The sequence below is a fragment of the Pontibacter sp. LHS1 genome, assembly GCF_058932855.1.
The window spans coordinates 743,827-761,510 of sequence record NZ_JBZYWF010000001.1 but is presented as its reverse complement, the minus strand read 5'-3'; the positions used below and the strand labels follow the sequence as shown (position 1 = coordinate 761,510).

15 protein-coding genes are annotated in these 17,684 nt (G+C 50.5%); 9 read left to right on the top strand and 6 right to left on the bottom strand.

The features are described 5' to 3' along the window. The first annotated feature begins 4 nt into the window (after positions 1 to 4). The gene (rimK, locus tag AC5FXQ_RS03325; protein WP_493601068.1) at positions 5 to 907 is read left to right on the top strand and encodes a 30S ribosomal protein S6--L-glutamate ligase; all 903 of its coding nucleotides are present in this window, start codon (positions 5 to 7) and stop codon (positions 905 to 907) included. A 1-nt stretch (position 908) separates the two neighbouring features. Next, a complete protein-coding gene (locus tag AC5FXQ_RS03320) occupies positions 909 to 1,850 on the top strand; it encodes a succinylglutamate desuccinylase/aspartoacylase family protein (RefSeq protein WP_493601067.1) in 942 nt (313 codons plus the stop codon). 119 nt (positions 1,851 to 1,969) lie between these two features. Here the strand turns inward: AC5FXQ_RS03320 and AC5FXQ_RS03315 are convergent, their stop codons facing one another. The 6 genes from AC5FXQ_RS03315 to AC5FXQ_RS03290 form a co-directional block, all read right to left on the bottom strand. Continuing rightward, positions 1,970 to 2,470: a hypothetical protein gene (locus tag AC5FXQ_RS03315; RefSeq protein WP_493601066.1), complete on the bottom strand. Its 501-nt coding sequence runs from the start codon at positions 2,468 to 2,470 to the stop codon at positions 1,970 to 1,972. Between the two features lie 124 nt (positions 2,471 to 2,594). Next, on the bottom strand, positions 2,595 to 3,365 hold the full coding sequence (locus tag AC5FXQ_RS03310) for a methyltransferase domain-containing protein (RefSeq protein WP_493601065.1): 771 nt from the start codon (positions 3,363 to 3,365) through the stop codon (positions 2,595 to 2,597). 50 nt (positions 3,366 to 3,415) lie between these two features. Then, a complete protein-coding gene (locus AC5FXQ_RS03305) occupies positions 3,416 to 4,081 on the bottom strand; it encodes an oxidoreductase (RefSeq protein ID WP_493601064.1) in 666 nt (221 codons plus the stop codon). Between the two features lie 145 nt (positions 4,082 to 4,226). Beyond that, positions 4,227 to 5,078: a CvfB family protein gene (locus AC5FXQ_RS03300; RefSeq protein ID WP_493601063.1), complete on the bottom strand. Its 852-nt coding sequence runs from the start codon at positions 5,076 to 5,078 to the stop codon at positions 4,227 to 4,229. A gap of 423 nt (positions 5,079 to 5,501) precedes the next feature. Continuing rightward, the gene (locus AC5FXQ_RS03295; protein WP_493601062.1) at positions 5,502 to 6,116 is read right to left on the bottom strand and encodes a Dps family protein; all 615 of its coding nucleotides are present in this window, start codon (positions 6,114 to 6,116) and stop codon (positions 5,502 to 5,504) included. Between the two features lie 64 nt (positions 6,117 to 6,180). Then, positions 6,181 to 8,025: a BamA/TamA family outer membrane protein gene (locus AC5FXQ_RS03290; protein WP_493601061.1), complete on the bottom strand. Its 1,845-nt coding sequence runs from the start codon at positions 8,023 to 8,025 to the stop codon at positions 6,181 to 6,183. 284 nt (positions 8,026 to 8,309) lie between these two features. On the opposite strand from AC5FXQ_RS03290, the gene AC5FXQ_RS03285 reads away from it, so the two are divergent. From AC5FXQ_RS03285 to AC5FXQ_RS03255, 7 genes are all read left to right on the top strand, one after another. Continuing rightward, positions 8,310 to 9,575 (top strand): putative DNA modification/repair radical SAM protein, encoded by a 1,266-nt coding sequence (locus AC5FXQ_RS03285; protein WP_493601060.1) that lies wholly within the window; start codon positions 8,310 to 8,312, stop codon positions 9,573 to 9,575. 97 nt (positions 9,576 to 9,672) lie between these two features. Continuing rightward, positions 9,673 to 9,816 (top strand): hypothetical protein, encoded by a 144-nt coding sequence (locus tag AC5FXQ_RS03280; protein WP_493601059.1) that lies wholly within the window; start codon positions 9,673 to 9,675, stop codon positions 9,814 to 9,816. Positions 9,817 to 9,832: 16 nt separating this feature from the next. Continuing rightward, the gene (locus tag AC5FXQ_RS03275) at positions 9,833 to 10,612 is read left to right on the top strand and encodes a TIGR03915 family putative DNA repair protein (RefSeq protein ID WP_493601270.1); all 780 of its coding nucleotides are present in this window, start codon (positions 9,833 to 9,835) and stop codon (positions 10,610 to 10,612) included. A 215-nt stretch (positions 10,613 to 10,827) separates the two neighbouring features. After that, positions 10,828 to 11,196, top strand: coding sequence for a hypothetical protein (locus AC5FXQ_RS03270; protein WP_040574144.1), 369 nt, complete (start codon positions 10,828 to 10,830; stop codon positions 11,194 to 11,196). A 506-nt stretch (positions 11,197 to 11,702) separates the two neighbouring features. Then, positions 11,703 to 13,745, top strand: a complete 2,043-nt coding sequence (locus AC5FXQ_RS03265) for a DUF3857 domain-containing protein (protein ID WP_493601058.1) — start codon at positions 11,703 to 11,705, stop codon at positions 13,743 to 13,745. A 71-nt stretch (positions 13,746 to 13,816) separates the two neighbouring features. Continuing rightward, complete coding sequence (locus AC5FXQ_RS03260; protein ID WP_493601057.1) at positions 13,817 to 15,754, top strand: DUF3858 domain-containing protein; 1,938 nt, start codon at positions 13,817 to 13,819, stop codon at positions 15,752 to 15,754. Positions 15,755 to 15,781: 27 nt separating this feature from the next. Beyond that, positions 15,782 to 17,674, top strand: a complete 1,893-nt coding sequence (locus AC5FXQ_RS03255) for a DUF3858 domain-containing protein (protein WP_493601056.1) — start codon at positions 15,782 to 15,784, stop codon at positions 17,672 to 17,674. The last annotated feature ends 10 nt before the right edge of the window (positions 17,675 to 17,684 follow it).

The window sequence follows — 17,684 nt, the reverse complement described above, 5'->3', positions numbered from 1 at the left end:
TTTTATGAAAATAGCGATTCTCTCTCGCAACTCTAAGTTGTACTCTACCCGCCGCCTGGTGGAAGCTGCCCAGCAGCGTGGCCACGAAGTGGTGGTGCTGGACCACCTGCGCTGCGACCTTGTGATTGAGCAGGGCGACCCGCACATCCTCTACAAGGGAGAACGCTTGACCGATATCGACGCCATCATTCCGCGAATCGGTGCCTCCGTTACTTTTTACGGCACGGCCGTGGTGCGTCAGTTTGAAATGATGAAAGTGAAGAGCGCCGTAGACTCTCAGAGCATTGTGCGCTCCCGCGACAAACTGCGCAGCAGCCAAATCCTGTCTCGGGCTGGGCTGGGTATGCCGAAAACAGCTTTCACGAACTATTCCAAAGAAACATCGATGCTGGTGAAAGAAGTAGGCGGTGCCCCTTTGGTGATTAAATTGCTGGAAGGTACGCAGGGCTTGGGTGTGGTGCTGGCCGAGACTAAAAAGGCGGCTGAGTCGGTAATTGAGGCATTTCACAATCTAAAGGCCCGTATTATCGTGCAGGAATTCATTTCTGAGGCGGCAGGTGCTGACATCCGCGCTTTTGTGGTGAACGGCGAAGTGGTAGGTGCCATGAAGCGACAGGGTAAAGAGGGCGAGTTCCGCTCTAACCTGCACCGGGGCGGCAATGCTTCCCTGGTCAAACTGACCCGCCAGGAGAAAGCCGCAGCCTTGCTCGCTGCCAAGTCGCTGGGCTTAGGTATAGCCGGTGTGGACATGCTGCAGTCCAAGCGCGGACCGCTGATTCTGGAAGTGAACTCATCTCCTGGTCTGCAAGGTATAGAGAAGGCCACCAGCAAAGATATTGCTGTAAAAATAATTGAATACGTGGAGGGGCTGGTACAGAAGAAGGTCTCCAAAAGAGTGAAAGAATAGCATGCCCGAAACGATTAAGATCAACGGTGTAAGTATAGACCGTGGAGAGAAAGTATTGACCCGGCTTGTCATCTCCAAACTTCCCAGTGGTACCGTCATCGATATTCCGGTTTATGTATTCCGCTCCGTACACGACGGGCCGGTGCTCCTGCTGATGGCGGGTATGCACGGCGACGAAGTGAACGGCACGGAGATCATCCGCCGCATGATCACCAAAAAGATGCTATACCCGCTCAAGGGTACCATCATTGCGGTGCCCATTCTGAACATCTATGGCTTCCTGAATTTTTCGCGCGATGTGCCTGATGGCAAAGATGTGAACCGAAGTTTCCCAGGAAACAAAGAAGGTTCGCTGGCCAGTCGTGTAGCGCACCGGTTCATGAAAGAGGTCATGCCCTATATTGACTACGGCGTGGATTTCCACACAGGCGGATCAAGTCGCGGTAACTATCCACAGATACGCTGTGTGCTGGCCGAACCGAAGAATCAGCAGCTGGCAGAGGCCTTTGCCGCGCCCTTTACGCTGAACGCATCGTACCGGCAGGGCTCACTTCGCAAGGAAGCTGCTAAACTGGGCAAGCACATTCTCGTGTATGAAACGGGCGAGTCACTTCGCTTCGACGAAAGAGGTATAGCCATGGGGATAGAGGGCACCCTGCGCCTGATGCACCACCTGGGTATGGGTACTGCCGCACCTGCTCCCACAGAGCCGACGACCATTTGCATGAAAGACATATGGGTGCGCGCCAAAAATGCGGGCCTGTTCCGAAGCAACGTGGCGGAAGGCGGCTATGTGAAAAAAGGGCAGGTAGTAGGTACCATTACCGACCCCTACGGTGAGATGGAAGTGCGCCTGAATGCGCCGGCAGCCGGCTATGTGGTAGGGCTCAACAATATGCCTGTGGTAAACCAGGGCGATGCTTTGATGCACATTGCCTTCTAAGGTATAGCCACTCTGAAGCGGCTTGTTTAAAAAGCTGTTGACATTTTAAGAATCATATAAAATCAAAAGCGCCCGCTACTGAGCAGTAGCGGGCGCTTTATGTTAAGGCTTTTCAGTTCTTAGAATACGTAGCGCACGTGCAGGGCAGAATCCCAGAAGCCGCGTACATGAGGTATACTAATATAAGGTTTGATATCAGCACCGATTGTGAACGGAATGTCTCGGATGTAATACTCAAGTCCTAATACGCCGTCGATACCTACACCTACGATGTTGTCGTGGTAATACTTGTGACGTCTTTCGTCGTGGTAATAGTAGTAGTGACGACCTTCATAAACTCCAATGTGGCCACCCAGGCCATAGTACCACTGCAGGCCTTTGGCGTTAAAGGCCGGGGCGTGTTTTTCGTAAAGCACTGTCAGGACAGCACCTCTGTGGCGGAAACCTGTGCTCAGGATACCTTCAATTGCAGCGTCGCTTTTAATAAAATGCTTCACACTAAGACCAGAAGCTACACCGCCTCTGAAGCCTATACCTGTACTGTACTCCTGTGCCTGTGCACCGAAGGCAAGCGTCATCACCAAAGCCATGGCGAATCCAACGCGAAGAAATGTTTTCATTGTTCTATTGAAAAAGTTATATCTGGCTTGCCAGACAGGTATGTCCAGCTGGCAGGGTGCAAAAATATAACTTCTTGCGTTTGAAAAAATTAATATTTACAAATCAGACAAAAAAATAATAAGGTCACTTATAAGACTGCAAGTAAGCTGTCTTGGATGTACGCCTGCCAATCAGCTTGAAAAAGGTGATAAACTTCTCTTTGTCAAGCTCTAAGGCTTTTGCAAAAGCATCTGCTTCCTCGGAGTTCTGGTAGTCCTTGATGTACTGCTCACGTACCAGTCCTGCCTCTGTCAGTTCAGCAGCAGCCTCAATTTCAACCAGGCCAGTCTTTTCCCAGAGCCTGCGCCACCAGTCTATGGTATGTATAAAGTACCAATAGTTCTGATAATCTTCTTGCAAGAACGCAGGAACCTGTTCATGGCTCTCAATTTCTTTGGTGAAGCAAACATCCACAATAGCTATATGGCCTTCCGGTTTGATGAAGCGGGCAATGTACGGAAGGTACTTCTCGTCGGTGCCGAAATAGGTATAGGAGTCCACGACAATCACGGCATCAAAGTACTCTTCAGGAAAGGGGAGAGAGCGGGCTTCCATCTCAAGCGGGAATACCTTGTCTTCGCAGCCCTCGCTCCGGATGCGCTCGTAGTTGTCGCTGGCCGAGACGGCTTCGTCTACAGCCCAAACGGTAACTCCGAACTCCATGGCCAAAAAGATAGAGCTAATGGCCTTGCCGCAGCCCAGGTCAAGTACCCGCATGCCGGGCTTCAGGTGGAGAGACTTGGTGAGGCTCTCGAGGTTGAAAAGCACATTCTCGCCCATAGAATGCTTGCGCACCCATTCCGGGTCGTATTGAGAGGCTTTGGGGAAGGCACGGCGCAGACTTCTGTTAGGCATAGGTATAGGTATAAGATGCCTTGCAGCTTACGGGCCAGGTATGGACAGGGTTAGCGGCCCAGTCGCTCTATTTCATCGGACAGGTATACCTTTTCGCCTTTCTGGTCTTGCGCAGCGGCACGCAGCATCGCCCTGGCTACAGTTTCAGCTTTGATGGGACGGTATTTGCGCATTGGGCCGATCATCAGCACGGATAGCGGCTTCATAATCCTGGCACTAATCTCTTCGCCGGTGCGGTGCTCTTCACGCTCTCCCAGCAGGAGCGCCGGCCTGAAAATATGCAGCGAAGTAAAGCCCAAAGCCTGAACATCTCGCTCCATTTCGCCTTTCAAACGGTTGTAGAAAATGCGGGAGCCTGCGTCGGCACCCATGGCCGAAACGACCAGGAACTGCGTGGCATTGCGGCGCAGCGTGATCTCGGCCAGTTGCGTGACATAGGTATGGTCAACTTTATAGAAGGCCTCTTTGGTGCCGGCTTTTTTGATGGTGGTACCCAGGCAGCAGAACACGTCGTCGGCGGCCAGTTCAGATGCGCTTTTCTTGAGGTTGTCGAAGTCGACTATCTGCTGGTCGAGCTTGGGGTGAATGATGGCGAGTTCGCGACGGCCAACGGAAATCACCTGACTGTAGCGGTCGCTTTGCAGCAGCATAAGCAGCAAGTGACTGCCTACCAGGCCGCTGGCGCCGGCAATCAGTGCGGTTCGGGTTCGGTGCATGTAGGTTTGCGTTTCGCTGAATTACGTGATTGCCCGCCACATTGGTTGAAAAATGCGTAGCTTTCCTGTAAATAATCCTGTTGCGGCTGCTCTTGTTTTGAATTCAGCATGAATCGCATAGTTATGCCATAGGCTGCGGCGCGGCTTACTCGTTGCCTTTCAGCCGGATGTGGTCTGTGTCGATCTCGATCTTACCCTCTTTATACAAACCTCCGATGGCCTTTTTGAACACCTTCTTGCTCATCCCCAGCATGCGGTATATCTCGTCCGGACTGCTTTTGTCAGACAGCGGTAAATAGCCTTTGGCCGCCTCCAGCACCTCCATTACTTTATCAGCCGCCTCGTTTGATTCGCTCAGGCCGGTGGTGCCCGGCTTGCGGAGCGTCACATCTAACTTGTTATCCGGGCGGATAGTCTTGATATAGCCACGCAATTTGTCGCCCATGTACAGTTCTTTGAACACCTCGTTCTTGTAGAGCATGCCCATATAGCGGTTGTTGATGATCACCTTAATACCGATCTCGGTAAAGCCGGCTACCAGCAGATCCACCTCCTCGTTATCGGACAGCTCGTTAGGGGCCTCGTCGTTGTGCAGGTACTTGCCCAGCTTGGTCGTGCCCACGATGCGGTCGGAGGTGTCGTCGAGGTATACATACACGCAGTACTTGCGGCCGGGTCGCATCTTTTCTTTCTGATTGTGCAGCGGCACGAGCAGGTCCTTTTCCAGGCCCCAGTCCAGGAAGGCACCAAAGTCAGTGCTGTCTTTGCACATCAGGCAGGCGAACTCACGTACCGTGGCGTAAGGCGTGAGGTTGGTGGCAATCACACGGTCTTCGGAGTCGCGGTACACGAACACGCGTACCTTGTCACCTACCTTGGCACCCTCCGGAATATACTTGCGGGGCAACAGAATGTCGCCGTCTTCAGAGGTCAGGTACATGCCGAAGTCTACTTCGCGTGCTATCTCCAGTTCGTTGTAATTGCCAAGATCTACCATGGTGCTGTTGTAATAAGTATAGAGTGCTGCAAATATAGTGAAACCATTTCAGGTATAGCCCTCCAGTTTCGGCTGTTCCCCTTATACCTGAAGAGAGGGGCAAAAGGATACAATAACAAAAGATAGTGTTTAGTAAAGAGAACTGGAAGCAATGCCGTCTACTTATGGATTTGCGAATTTATACTGCCATTCGGGTTGCGGCTGAGATGTGCGTCGGAGGGGCGAATGCAGCCAGGGGTAATGGCCTCTGATCGGAGAGATCGGATTATTTCAGGGCAATGGCACTATTTAGGATTTCTCCTAGTGGCCGGAATGACAGGAAACGGCTTAAGTGGACGGAAGATGTGTTTAGACCTGCCCCAGATAAAAAACAGGTAGCCTAAGTAGACTACCTGTTTTGTAAGGTACAGCTAGCCTATTTTATTAAGCCTTCGCTTTTTTTGGGGTTTTGGCCTTGCCGTTCTGCCCTTTGGCTGGCTCACCGTCTTCTTCCATGATGTCATCTGGTTTAGCGATCAGGCCGATAGACAGACCGTCTTCACCCAGGAAATGCTCTATGTGGTGGCAGCGATCTTCGGTTTTGAGAAGAATGCCTTCTAATAGAGACTTGGTCGCGAAGTCCTCCTGCTCAAAGGCCTTCTTAATGGATTTGCGCAGCTCCACGGCGATCGTCTTTTCGTCTTCCATGTCTTTTTTGAGCATCTCCCGGATGCGAAACACACCTTCTTCCTCGTGCGCGATATAAGAGAGCTCCAACTGTTTCGCCGGGTGGCAGGTAGGGCAGTAGCCCATTACGGTAAGGCGCTCGGCAATGGCATCGTACTGCTCGTGGATCTGGGTATAGTGCTCCTCAAAAAACAGGTGCAGATCGCGGAACTGCGGTCCTTCCACCATCCAGTGGTGCTTGTGGTATTGGTTGTACAGGGTGATAAATGACGACAGATGGCGGTCCAGTTCGTTGGCCATTGCCGTGGCGGTAGTTTTTGACAGCCCAACCGGGTTGCCTTCATATTCTGATTTTTCTCTTAGCTTTTCCATGTTCAGGGTTTAATGAAATACTCTGCCTTTGTACCCCGATCAGCTCAAAAGGATACAGAAAGGTTTACCTGAACTCGGCTATACCGGGCTGCGTGAAGCGGAAGTCCTCGAAGTCGTAGTAGGAGCGGGACGACTCGTATATGCGCAGGTTGTTGAAGTTCTCGTTGGGTGGGATCTTCGGATAGTAGCCCACCAAAATCTGGATGGTGCTGAACGACAGGTACTCGTTGCGGAAGCGTATACCTGCCCCGAAACCCTGAAAAGGAGTGCTTTTGAAAGGGGAGCTCTTGTTGCCGTACGAGAGCCAGGCCACATCTGCAAAGACCAGTGTGGCCAGTCGGAAGCCGAATAGTTTAAATGGGGTATAGAGGTTGGCTTCGTAGTTGATCACTACGCGGCGATTGCCCCGCAATAAACCCGATCGGAAGCCGCGCAGTCCCTCTTCGTTGTTGATTGAGAGCAGCTCTTCGGGGTTGCGGTTGATGCCAATGGTGCTACGGCCGAGTATAAAGTGGCGCAGCTTCCAGTTGCCGTTTTCGTACAGCCGCGTAAAGTATAGCGACTCCAGTTCCAGCATACCCTGTTCCCATTTACCGTCTCTAATAAAGGAGCCATAGCCGGCGCGGCCGTACAGGTAGCCAGCTTCTTTGTTGTAGCGGGCAAAGGAAAGATCCAACCCGAAATAACGCCGGTTGAACAAGTCACCCCGCTCGTAGCCGTAGGATACGGACGCCAGCGTACCGGCCGGAATATCCTCTGTTCGACCGAAGCCATAGAGATAGCGGTCCTTGTAATAGCGGCGCACACTATAACCTAAACTGGCGATGCCCAGCACATTGTCCTGGAAGTTCTCGGTAGGCCTGGTATAAAAATTTGTGTTGATTACCCGCAGTGCCGTAATCAGGCGGCCCCGTGGCTCAAAGCCCAGGTTGTAACTCTTGAACTTGAACGAACGGCCCAGCCAGAGATCCTGCCGGTGATAGCCCACCTCGGCGAAGCGCTGTATCGTGTCCTCAGGCACCGGCGGCAGCAGCAGTTGCTCGTCTATCTTGCTGGCCCCGACAGCCCCGGCGTAGCGGGTGTTGGTGGCAAAGAAGTCACGACGCAGGTAGGCGCTGCGCTCTTTGTAAAAATTCTGATCGAAGTAATTGATGTCGGCTGTGATATAAGTATTGCCGATGTTCTCCACAGTATACCCGGCCGTAGTCTCCCAGGACCGGGGGGCGTTCATGTTGAAGCGGTAGGATCCGCGTATCTGGTGGCCAAGCCCCAGGAAGTTGAGCTCACGCAGGGCGACTCTGCCCGAGCCCGACGATGGGGTATAGGAGCCAGACCCGCCCAGGCTGAAAATGTCTTTGGTGATAACCAACACATCCACGCTGTCTTCGGTCGTAGTGCGCTCGTCCACGATGATGCGGGCATCGAGCAGGTAGTCGGTCTGGCGCAGAAGGCGTTCCGACTCGACCAGTGCCAGCGGCTCCAGGGGCTCCATTCTCCGGAAAAGGAGTTTGTTGCGCACCAGGTGCCGGCGGGTTTTGACGTGCAGCGAGTTGCCGGCCTTTTCCAGAAAGCTGCGCGGCACACGGGTGCTGTCGTGGATGGAGTATCCCAGTGCATCCAGTGTCATGATGTTGACGTGGCGCACCACTTTATAGTTGTGCCGTTCGTACTCGCGCTGAATCAGCTCGGCGTCCAGTCCCAGTACCTCTTCATCTCGACGGTCAAAGACCAGTATGGCTTTAAGCAGCTTGCCCATGATGGTCTTGCGCTGTGAGATTTCCCGCAGATTGCTCATCACGCGTTCGTCAAACTTCTGCTTTATAGTGTCGGCCGGTGCCGCGACGGTATCCTTTCGGGGCGGTATTTCCTGCGCCTGCACATTGCCGGCCAGCAGCCATGCTCCCAGCATGCAGGCCAACATACAGCATAAAAAGGGCAAACGTGGAAAAGCCATGGAAGTATAGGGGCGCTTACTGTTTGTTGTACGTGTTTGTACGGTACAACCTCCTAATATACTCTTTTCGGCTCTATGTGGAAAATTTCAGGCTGAAAACCTGAAAACTGCCTCTGCTAATCATGTTAGTATTTTTTGGATGTGGAAAGCATGTTGATAAATATTGTTGCTAATATTATTGGGGTTTGTGCTAAGGCTTTTGTAATTTTATAACCGTCAAGCAGATAGAAAAGGCGAGGATGAACGATAAAGTAATAGGTAAGCTAAAAATATTAGCAGATGCCGCCAAGTACGATGTTTCCTGTTCTTCGAGCGGAGGAAAGCGCAAGAACGAAAACAAAGGCTTGGGCAATGCAGAAGGCATGGGTATTTGCCACAGCTATACCGAAGACGGTCGTTGTGTTTCCTTGCTGAAGATCCTGATGACCAATTTCTGTATTTATGACTGCGCCTACTGTGTGACACGCAAAAGCAACGATGTGCAGCGGGCAGCTTTTACAGTGCAGGAGGTGGTGGACCTGACCATCAACTTCTATCGTCGCAATTACATTGAGGGCTTGTTCCTGAGTTCGGGTATTTTCAAAGATGCTGACTATACCATGGAGCGACTTGTACGAGTGGCCAAAAAGCTGCGACAGGAAGAGAAGTTCAACGGCTACATCCACCTCAAAACCATACCGGGTGCGAGCGAAGAGCTGATAAAAGAAGCTGGCCTGTATGCCGACCGCTTGAGTGTGAACATAGAGCTGCCTTCGGAGCAAAGTCTGCAAAGCCTGGCGCCGGAGAAGAACTACGCCGAGATCCTGTTGCCGATGGACTCGATCAAGAACCAACTGGTGCAGGCGAAGGAAGAAAGCAAGCTGTTCAAGGCGGTGCCCAAGTTTGCGCCAGCCGGCCAGAGCACACAGCTGATCGTGGGGGCCACTGCCGAGAGCGATCGCCAGATACTGCAGCTGTCGGACCAGCTCTACAAAGGGTATAGCCTGAAGCGGGTTTACTACTCGGGCTATGTACCGGTGAGTACCGATAGCAGGCTGTCGATCATCACAGAGCCGCCGATCATCCGGGAGAATCGCATCTACCAGGCCGACTGGCTGATGCGCTATTATGGCTTCGATGTAAAGGAGATATTGGACGAGGCGCACCCGAATCTGGACCTGGACATTGACCCCAAGCTGGGCTGGGCACTGCGTAACCGCCATTTCTTTCCGGTAGAGATCAATACGGCCGACTACGAAATGATCCTGCGCGTGCCGGGTATTGGGGTGAAGTCAGCTAAGAAAATTATATCAGCCCGGCGGTTTGCACCGCTGCACTTTGACCACCTGCGCCAAATGGGCGTGGTGCTGAAGCGGGCTAAGTACTTTATCACCTGCCAGACCAAGAGCCTGCAGCGGCAGGACTTTGACTCAGAGCAATTGCGTCGCCGCATCTTATTTGGGGAGGGCTCTATGCGAAGTGCACTGCTGACGCAGCAGCTGGACTTGTTTCGGCAGGTAGGCTAACATTAAAAAGTGTGACATGGAAGAGGGGAGAGAAGATCATAAAACAGAATTGTGTATCCAAACAGATCATACATCATTTCAAACCATTCATAAAACAATGAGAAATTCTACTAAAGTTGCCCGTGTTTCCTGCTGCTGCAAACTCAACATGCTGGTACCTCACCTGCAGAGCCTTTCTTCCAGAATGCAACACGATAGCAAGCGCGAGAAGGGCCGCGTGAATTTTAACGCCAAGCAGTAGCAGGAGCGTCTTGCCGATGTACTTCTATACCTACGACGGCTCCTTCGAGGGACTGCTCACGGTAGTGTTTGAGGCATACGAGCGTAAAGCCTGGCCTACCGCCATTGAGCCTGAGCAGTTGGCCCAACCCTCTATGTTTGGAGAAACGATAGCAGTGGTGACCGACGAAGAAAAGGCCGGCCGGGTATGGCAGGGTTTAAAGAAGCGCTTGTCAGCAACGGCATTGGACTCGCTCTACTATACCTACCTATGGGAGCAGAGCGGCTTTGAACGGCTGATCTTTGACTATGCCCGGCTTGTGTTTGACTCGCCTGAGAGTGTGGAAGGAAACTATACGGCCCCTTTTATCCTGCAGGTGCAGCAGATACAAAAGCAGGTACACCGTGAAAAACACCGGATGGAAGCATTCGTGCGCTTTCAGAAAACAGCCGATGGTCTGTACTACGCCAGCATCTCACCTGACTTCAACGTGCTGCCCCTGATCGTGCGTCATTTCGAGAAACGTTACACCGACCAGCGCTGGGCTATTTATGATGCAGCACGCCGTTACGGTGCCTACTATGATCTGCAGCATACGAGCTTTGTGCAGCTAGAGAATCCAGCTTTAACGCCTAAACAGCAGGGCAAACTAAGCCCCGACCAGTTCGATGAGAACGAAACCCGCTACCAGATGCTCTGGCAGGTATACTTTGACCATGTGAACATACCTGAGCGCAAGAACCCCAAGTTGCACCTGCGGCACATACCTAAGCGCTACTGGAAATACCTGTCCGAGAAACAGCCAAGACTGCAGTAAAAAAATGGCCTGTAACGTGTTGTGTTTCAGTTATGTTTCATAACAGAGGCTGAATATTCGGGTGCCTGACCGAATTTTTTCACAACACAGGACAACCCGAAAGCCGTTTTTGGAGTATAAGTGTATATAGATATTTTATGAAACCTATTCAGTTGGAGCCCACTGCACAAAGTAGCGGGTGTTGTCCGCTGTCCTTCATTATCTAAAAAAGAAACATGAATACACGCGTACGAAAAAAACTCATTCAAGTAGCCCGCGGTCGCGCTCACCTGATGTCGTTCCAAAACCTGATATTAGAAGCCGAACTAGGCCTAAACCTTGAAAACTCTTACGAAAAGTCACAACTTAACGAAGTAATCGACGAGATTTCAGAAGCAGAACATGCTGCAGGCCGTCCCCTGCTAAGCTCATTGGTTCGTATCAAAGGTCGCCAAAACCAGGGCGACAGCTTCTTCAAGCTATGCGAACGTCTCGGCTACGGCGACTGGAAAAGCCTGAAGCGCGACCAGGAGTTCCTGGAAAAACAGCGTGAAACCTGCCGCGAATTCTGGCAAAACAGCACTAATTTTTCATCCTACCTGTAATACTATGCAAAGAGGCAGGCCCGCCTTCACTCCCTGGGTCTGTTTCTTTGCGGATTTCACCCTTGTACACTAACTGGTAGCAGGACCATGATTCATTTCATGGTCCTGCTTTTTTTTGCAGCGCACTCAGTTCACTCAACATTGTGCGAGAAGCTAATACATGCTATACTGCAATAGCACATTACCCATGCCCTCTGCTCTGGTTGCATCACTTTAGGGCTGGGCTAAATATGTCCCCTTAGATAAGTAACATTGAATTTTTTGTGTTCTCAGGGCTCCCGGTTTGAATATAAACCATACGATATTCCATCATGGGGCTGTATAATGAAATTGTAATGGTTAAAAATCAATACTAAATTTTGTTTTAGTGTTGACAATATAGAAGAATATTATTTCTTTTATACATCGGTCTGTTGAACTGCTTTATAAATGATAACGCCATTTTATGAAGTCATTGAGCATGCTGGAACTTCATAACATTTCATACAACAAAATTTCAACAGCCTATGAAATTACAAACTTCTACTCTCTTTTATTCTCTTCTTTTATTTCTGGGTGCAGGGCTCACACAAGTGGTAGCCCAGGACGCATTAGTCAAGTTTGGCAAAGTGGATGAGGATGCACTTAAAATGCGTGTGTACGAACAGGACACAAGTGCCGCCGCTGTCGTGCTATCAGACTACGGCTATTCTTACTTTACCTACAGTAAGGGCTTCAAAATTGTGTTCGAACGCCATACCCGGATCAAGATCCTGAAAAAATCAGGATATGATGCGGCTAATGTCTCAGTACCTTACTACCAGCGCAACTCCAGGAAGGAAACTGTTTACAGCATCAAGGGCTTTACCTACAACCAGGAAGGTGGCAAAGTGACAAAAGACAAACTGGAGTCGAAGGCAATATTTGATGAGCAGACAAACGAAAACTGGTTTGCCAAAAAGTTTACGATGCCGAATGTGAAGGAAGGCTCTGTGATCGAGTATTCGTATACGATCACCTCTGACTTTCTGTATAATCTGCGCGAATGGGAGTTCCAGAGTACCATTCCGGTGGCTTACAGCGAGTACAATGTACGCATTCCGGAGTATTTCTATTACAAGCAGGAGCATCAGGGTTATTTAAGATTTGACGAATCAACCAATAGCAAAACCGCAGATCGCTTTACCGTTACATGGTCGGGGGAGACAACACCAGGTTTTGGAGGAGGCCGTACACCGGGTGGCTCAAGTCAGATAGAGGCAACCAGCGACGTATACCGTTGGGTGATCAGAAACGCGCCTGCGCTGCGTCCGGAGAAATACATCACTACGCTGCGCGACTATCAGTCCAAAATTGATTTTGAGCTGCAAACTGTAAAATACCCGAACGAATTGCCCCAGGTGATGACAGGCAATTGGGAAGATGTAACAAAGGATTTGCTGACAGCGGATCGCTTTGGTGCTCAACTTAACCGTAAAGGCTTTTTCAAATCAGAGATAGCTGCTATCACGGCCAAGCATACTGATCCGGAGCAGCAGATGATTGCCATTCACAACCTCGTGAAGCGCAGTGTTAAGTGGAACAACAAATATGGTTTTTACGCAACCGGCCCCATCCAGAAAGCCTACCTGAACCAAAGCGGAAGCGCTGCCGATATCAACCTGATGCTGACCGCTATGCTACAGGATGCTGGCCTGGATGTCGGCCCAGTGCTGGTGAGCACCAGAGAACACGGCCGTGTGCCGCAGGGCTCACCGATGCTTAACAAGTTTAACTACGTGATTGCTCATGTGAAACTGGGTGATAAGGAGTACCTGCTGGATGCTACTGACCCATTGCTGCCAGCAGGTATGCTGCCGGTTCGCTGCCTGAATGGTCAGGGGCGCCTGATCAAGAAAGATGACCAGCGCTGGGTAGCGCTCACGCCAACAGGTAAACTCACCAAGTTTTTTAACGGAGAACTTACCATCAATCCAAACGGTGGCTTAACAGGAAAGGTAACGGAATCGAGTACCGGGTATGATGCCTTGAGCCTTCGTCGGACAATACTGGAAGACGGACAGGATAAATATGCCGAAAAAATAACCAAGGAGATAGGCAACTACAAAGTTGAGAAGCCGGAGTTCCACAATGTACAGGACTTAAATAAAGCTCTGAACATTAACTATAGCCTGTCAGCGAGCGGCAATAGCCAGCCTGTCGATGTAATCTACCTGAATCCGATGCTGGGCCAGGGTGAGAAGGAAAACCCATTCAAGCTCGAGGAAAGGCTATACCCGGTGGATATTGCCGTACCTATAGACTATACCCATGTCATTAAGTTTGTAATACCAGAAGGTTATGAGGTAGAGGAGTTGCCAAAGGGAACGATTATCTCGCTGCCTGAGGATGGAGGTAAATTTATGTACATTTTGCAGAGAGAAGGTAATGTGCTGCAGGTCATGAGCAAAATCAACATGCTCAAGCCCGTGTACTTTGCTCCTGAATACCCCTACCTGAAAGAATTCTACAGCCAGATTGTGGCCAAGCACGCCGAGCAGATCGTGTTGAAAAAAGTATCATCCAATTAATCATTATGCAGTGCACTTCAGGGCATACTTTAAAGTATGCCCTGAAGTGCACTGTCATTATTCCCCATTTCATGAAAGCGAAGCTGATTTTTATCTTGATTCCATTCCTTTGCATCCCTGCTCTGGAGACCTTCTCTCAATCAGGACCATACAAGTACGGGAAAGTGCAGGAGGAAGAGCTCCGGATGCGAACCTACGACAAAGATACCAGTGCCGCAGCCGTCATCCTATCTGACTTTGCTGTGTCGCATTTTCGTCTCAATGGAGACGTCAAACTTATAACAGAGCGTCGTACCCGTATCAAGATCCTGAAAAAGACAGGCTATACCTGGGCTAATGTGGAGGTGCCAATGTATCAGAATGGCAGCAGCAAAGAGACCATAACGGGTATAAAAGGCTATACCTATAACCTCGAAAACGGCAAGATCAAAAAAGATAAACTGGAGTCGAGCGCCATATTTGAAGAAAGGCAGTCAGAGTACAGGCAGACTAAAAAGTTTACAATGCCGAATGTGAAGGAAGGCTCCGTAATCGAGTATACCTACACTGTCAACTCAGACTTTATCTATAACCTGCGCGACTGGGAGTTTCAGAGCACTATACCTACCGTGTGGAGCGAGTACAGAGTCAAAATACCGCAGTACTTCGACTATAAGACCCTGCAGCATGGCTACCACGGTATCTATGAGCCAAAGGACAACTACGATGCCAATATCAACGGGTACCGCTGGGTTATGGTGGACCTGCCGGCGCTACGCCCGGAACGCTACATCACCACTTTAATGGATTACCAGGCTCGCATTGAGTTTGAGCTGCAGATGCTGCATGTGCCCGGCAAGGAATCCAAGGTAATGACAGGCGAATGGGACGAGGTGATAAAAGACCTGCTGCGACAGGAGCGCTTTGGCAGCCAGCTTAACCGAAAAGGCTTTTTCAAGGGGGATATTGCCACCATTACTGAGCAATTCACTGCGCCTGAGCAACAGATGAAGGCAATCTATGAGCTGGTGCAGCAACAAATGAAGTGGAACGGGAAGTACGGTATTTACACGACCGGCACGCTGCGCAAAGCTTTCGACAACAAAACAGGCAGTGCGGCTGAAGTGAACCTGCTGCTCACCGCTATGCTGCAGGAGGCTGGGCTGGACGCAGCGCCCGTGCTGGTGAGCACCCGCGAGCATGGTAAGGTATACAAAGGCACGCCGATGCTCAACAAGTTTAACTATGTGATTGCGCATGTCAACCTGGATGGCAAGTCTGTGCTCCTGGATGCCACAGACCCGCTGCTGCCGGCAGGCATGCTCCCGGTACGCAGCCTCAACGGGGAGGGGCGACTGATCAAGGCTAATACAGACCAATGGGTAGCGCTGAAACCCTCAGCTAAATACCAGCGGGTGTATACCGGCAACCTGACAATTCACGAGAACGGACAGATAGAAGGGGATGCAACAGAGGTTAGTAGTGGATACAGAGCACTATACCTGCGCAAGGAGGTAAAAGAAGAAGGCGAAGCCAACTACACAGAAAAGCTGAACAAGGAAATCGGTACTTACAAGTTCAGCAGCCCTGCATTCAAGCACCTGAAAGAACTGAACAGCTCACTTGAGCTCAACTACAAAGTTGTGGCTGCAGGCAATACCCAGGCGCAGGACATGATCTACCTGAACCCTATGCTGGGTCAAGGGGAGAGCGAAAATCCCTTTAAGCTTGAGCAACGTGCCTACCCGGTAGACTTTGCTTTCCCGATCAGCGAAACATTTATTTGCCGCTTTACCATACCAGAAAACTACGAGTTGGATGACACGCCGCAGAATGTCAAGGTAAGCCTGCCTAATCAGGGCGGAAGCTTTATGTACATGGTAGAGAAGCGGGGCAATGTAGTGGAAGTGCTCAGCAAGATCGATATTTTTAAGCCGGTCTATTACGCAGCCGAGTACCCGCAATTGAAAGAGCTATATGCCCGCATTGTGGCCAAGCATGCCGAGCAGATTGTGCTGAAACGAAAATAATACACACTGGCTTCGATTATAAAAGTGATGAAAAGAAACTTATACATGTTGCTGGCTATGGTGCTATGGGCAATGGCAAACCCGGTGTCAGCCTCTAATCCAGACCTGCTGAAAGGTGCCAATGCCATCATCAACCAGGAAGAGAAGGTGTTCACAGTGCACTCGCTGAGCAAAGGCACTACCTACGTCAAAAGGGTGGTTACTATTTTTAACGAGGGAGGAATTGATCACGCTAAGTTATATGTGCATCATGACAAGCTCAATAAGGTCGACTTTATAAAAGGAACGAGTTATGACCGGAACGGAAAGAAGATCAAGAGCTTAAAGAACAGTGAGATCCGGAACGTGAGTGCGGCCAGCGCTGACAATGAAGTGCTGGATAACCGTATTATGATCGCTGAACTGACACACCAGGCATATCCTTACAGAGTAGAGTTTGAGTACCAGACCACGACCAGCAACATGCTGTTTTACCCTAACTGGGTGCCGCTCAACAGCAGTAAGACCTCTATTGCCAGCGCTACTTTCCAGGTGTTGATGCCTAAAGGGATGAAGTTGCGTTACCGCGAGAGTAATCTGTCGCAGGGCGTGAAGCAAGAGCATACTGCTACGCATGATGTGTACAACTGGGAGATCACCAACCTGACCCCAATGGACAGCGAGCCTTATGCACCGAGCATGATCGAGCTGCTGCCCATGGTCCGCACGGCGCCATCCGACTTTGAAGTGCAGGGGTATAAGGGCAACATGGATACCTGGGAGGCCTATGGTAAGTGGATCAACCAACTGAACGAAGGACGTGATGCCCTGCCAGAGGCCACAAAAGCCAAACTGCAAGCTATGGTGGCTGGTATCGACGACCCGGTAGAGAAGATCAACAAGATATACCATTACCTGCAGTCAAACACCCGCTACGTATCCATTCAGTTAGGCCTGGGTGGCTGGCAACCCTTCGAGGCCAGCTTTGTCGATTCCAAAGGCTACGGTGACTGCAAAGCGCTTACTAACTATACCAAAGCCATGTTGCAGGCCGTGGGTATACCCTCCATTTATGCCCTCGTGAACGGAGGCAGCAACGAGCGGGAAGTGCTTACTGACTTTCCAAGCAGTCAGTTCAACCATGTAATACTGTGCGTACCCACCAAGCAAGACACCGTTTGGCTGGAGTGTACCAACCAGTTTGAGTCAGCAGGCTTCTCCGGAAGCTTTACCGGCGACCGTCATGCGCTGCTCATCACGGCAGACGGTGGCAAGTTGGTGAAGACGCAGGAATACACGGCCAAAGATAACCTGCAGAGCCGTCTGGCTACTGTGAAGCTGGATGAAAGCGGTAATGCCGTGGCCCAGGTACAGACCAGGTATACCGGTATAGCACACGAAGATCACCGCGACGTCATCCATAACCTTTCGCCTGAAGAGCAACGCAAGTGGTTATACCGCAACATCAGTATCCCGGCCTTCGAGCTGAAGAATTTCTCTTTCGATCTGAAAAAAGGGCGAATGCCTGAGGTGAATGAAAAACTGGAGTTTAGCTTGCGGCAATGCGTTACGGTAAGCGGGAAACGAATGTTTCTGACGCCTAATTTAATGAACCGCTGGACCACCCTGCCACAGAATACAGGCAACCGCAAGTATGATGTCGTAAGGTCGAGCGCCTACACCAACGTCGACACGGTCATTTACGAAATGCCGGCCGGCTTTGCACTCGAGTTCAAGCCAGATGATCTGGCATTCAATACGGAGTTTGGCCGTTTTGAATCCAAAGTAAACATTGATGGACGCCAGGTTACTTACATCAGAACCCTGCAGATGCATAAAGGACGCTATAAGCCTGAGGTGTATGCTGCCATGGTAGCGTTTATGAACGACGTGTACAAAGCAGATCAGCAGCAAGTGGTTTTTGTGAAGAGTATTCAGTGATTTGATCGAT